The sequence below is a fragment of the Litoreibacter meonggei genome, from assembly GCF_003663885.1.
Classification (GTDB): domain Bacteria; phylum Pseudomonadota; class Alphaproteobacteria; order Rhodobacterales; family Rhodobacteraceae; genus Litoreibacter; species Litoreibacter meonggei.
Genome location: NZ_RCCE01000013.1, coordinates 1 through 3,306 on the forward strand (window position 1 = coordinate 1; position 3,306 = coordinate 3,306).

The window sequence follows — 3,306 nt, forward strand, 5'->3', positions numbered from 1 at the left end:
AACGAGGAGGCGGGAACGGCGATAGTCCACCACGAAACTGTCGTGGATGCAGAGGACGGGGACGTTGGCAGCGGTCAACCGCTCGATAACAATCTCAGCTATCCGGCTATCCGTATTCATCAACTTGATCCCTCGGTCCGAACAGAGTGCCTCCGCGAGGTGGGGGTTCTTCTCGATAAATGCATCCAGCACCTTCGATAGCTCGGCATCCTTCATCGACTTCTCGACTGACCCCGTTGGTTGATCCTGCCTGAAAGCAAGGCACGCAGCGCGGCGGTTCTTCGCGTTGAAGGCCATGAGAACTAGCAGCTTCACCAAGGCACGTTGCTCTTGCGCGCCCATCTCAGGAAGTAATCCTTGGTCCAGTGTGTAGGGGTCTTTTTCGATCACCACCCCTCGCTCCGCCGATAGCACCGCAACGTGGAGGGCTTGATAGTCGATCTCTATCGTCGGGGTGTCGTTGATGTGGATGCGCTTCCGAACCTCGGAATCTACGTGCTGCCACCACCCACCGAAGAAGCGCCCCCCACAGTCGAAGGACCCTCGATTGAATATCCTCCGGACGAAGTTCTCTTGGGTGGCGATGGGGACTTTGGTGGCTTCCCCCGCTTGCCGCCCCGTCTTGACCTTCCTCTCCACGAAGGGCTGATCGTAGGTCGGGATATCAATGAAGGTCTGGGCCAGTAGCTTGTTATAGTCCCGCAGCACTGCTCGCATCGAAGTGGTCCGGTCATCGTCCTCGTAGGGAACCTCGCGCCCCTTCACCCCCGTCAGGTCGTCGGTGTTCTTCAGGATGATGCACTCTCGGTCAGGGACGAGCCAGATGTGCTCCCGCCCGAACTTTGCCTCTCGGAACATCTCCTTCAGGGGCTCCTCGGCCCGTATCCTTGCCGTCCGATTGGTTGCTGCTCCGGGGGCCGTGAAGCTTCCCTTCGAGAGCTGGATCAACCCCACTTCGCTGAGACGGTGGACGAAGTCAGGGATGATCTTGGAGAGGTGCAGGGCATTATACCGCGAACCCGTCTTCCAAGCGTTGGCAGAGAGATGAACCCCGATGCTGAGGTCAGGATCGGTCTGCCAAGCCACGTAGAGGTCTAGAAGGATCACTCGAAGTTGGTCGCGGTGCTTTTTCTTTGCCTTTGCCCCTGACTTTACGAGCTCCTTCGCCGCGTAGTCCCCGAAGTGCTCTTCCCAGATACTATCGACGAACTGGGCCACCTCGGGGTGGTCCGACCAACGGTGAACGTCGATTGGGCGGGAGCGTTTCGGGTCGAGTGGGTCTTCAAGTTCCATGCAGGTGCCTCGGCAGAACTTTCAGTTGGCTCCTAACTAGGACTTCAAGCTGCTAAATTCCACTGTTGCTCCTTACGTTAGAGCATCCAAGATGGTCAGCGTTTCGCGGTGCTCGCATGCATTCCAGCTCATTGTAACTACTCTAAGCAGACCTCCAATGCCGTTAGTCTGCGACATCAAAACAGTCCAAAAGCCGCAATTAGCGAAATTGTTTACCCCGACAGTTTCGGGACGACTAGTCTAATTTACCGCTGTCTTTCCAGCGTTTAAGAGTCATGTAGCTGACACCGAGTCTCTCTGCAATCGTCTTGCCGTAATCTCCAGCGGCATACCCCGCTTTTGCAATTGCAATGTTTTCAGGCGATGCATATGTCCGCCGCCCGACTTGTGCCTCTTTGCTAAGTGCCGCCTCGAGCAGTGAATCTGCCTTCGCTCCACCCTTTGGGTCGATCAAATGCGGCTCTACCCAGCGTGCCCAACGTTTTAGTGCATTGCCGACACGTATTTTGGAACCGTCTGTTTGGTAGCGCTTGCCAAACTTTGTGACTAACATCTCGGTAACTTCGACACTTGAAACGCTTGGGTTCTTAACCAGCATACTTCGGGCCAATTGCACTGTGTCACAGCGGGCAATCGCATGCTTAAACATCGCATCTGGGTCCGACACAAGCTCGTCAACAGGTAGAATTTGACCGTCAGCTTTCTGAACTAACCCCAAGTTTATCAAGTCTCTTAAGACCCTTCCATTTGCGATGTCGACCCAGCCTTCTTCGTCTACTTTACCCATTCGCACGAGTGTTGCGTATGCTCTCGCAGAAACGACCGGTGATGTGTAGCCGACAAATCGACCTAGGCTTGTTTTCTTGTTTTTAGGTCTATCAACATTCTCTCGAATTATTTCATGGGACACTCCGAGCGACACAAGTATTTCTTCCTCAGTCCCCGGTGGAGACACTAGAAAAGCCTCTAGCTTATCACTTTCAAGTTGAACCCGACCGGATGATGCCGGTGCACTTACCGCGACAGCCTTGTCAATTTCAGGCCTAACCACGAACGGAAAGACAGCGAGAACAGCTTCATCTGGACGCGACGACTGTGTGCTCATGCCCTTTGTGGACAAATGCCGGAGCAAAAGGGCAAACATCCTCTTTCGATTCTGATTATTCGACTCAAACAGCTTTCGCGCTTTGTCACCGATGCGACCTTTGAACGAGCCATTTTTTACATCGATAAAATTGATCCACGCTTCCCTTACCTTCAGACTTCCTATTACCCCTGACGGTTCATCTAAAGTTTCAGGAATTACCCGCCAACCAACATAGTCCTCTACCTCCATGCCATCCAAATCACCAACAACTGTTCCAATAAGAATTGTTTGAGCGTTGAGTCGCTTCCAGTTCTTTCTTTTCCGCGTCCCGTCTCGTTCTAAACTGCCGGAACCTTCTACTGCTGCCTTGATATCGAAACCGACTTCTCCCTGCCCACCCGCTTTCGAAGATGCCCCCAACAAAAAGCCTGCACGACCGGAAGCACTGCGGCGTGTTGACACCCGCTCTTCAATTACTCTTTCATCGGATAGATGTGGAACGGGAGCATCTACTAAAGACGCTCGACACTTAACAAATTCTAGATCAATTTGAGCGCGATTGATCGATATTTGTACACTGACGGCAAAGTCTCCACCTGCTAATTCTATTCGTTCACTGCCAAAAAATGCCGACACTGCAAGATCATAACCCTCAGTCAAACGGTTTGATCTTGTCGTCAGATTGATTGAGGCAATTGCCGGGTCTAGGGGCGCAGGTCCGGACACATCGTTAACAACTATCAGATCAACCAAATTTTCATTCTTTGTCACTTTTGGCCCCACGCATTCGTTTCTGTTTTTTGACCATGAAATAGTATGGCGCGAAACGGAAGCCTATCATTTATTGTCCATTTGCGTGAATGACTGCTTATCCAATCGCTCGGATCGCAGATTGCAGGCGCGGCGTTTGTTCGCTTTCCGCCCGA

The 3,306-nt window shown here is 52.5% G+C and carries 2 protein-coding genes; both read right to left on the bottom strand.

The genetic code is table 11. The features are described 5' to 3' along the window. The coding region (locus tag BCF46_RS19575) for a hypothetical protein (protein ID WP_211332856.1) at positions 1-1,293 on the bottom strand (1,293 nt) is incomplete at its 3' end. Between the two features lie 235 nt (positions 1,294-1,528). Beyond that, positions 1,529-3,151, bottom strand: a complete 1,623-nt coding sequence (locus BCF46_RS19580) for a hypothetical protein (RefSeq protein WP_147436032.1) — start codon at positions 3,149-3,151, stop codon at positions 1,529-1,531. Positions 3,152-3,306 lie beyond the last annotated feature (155 nt).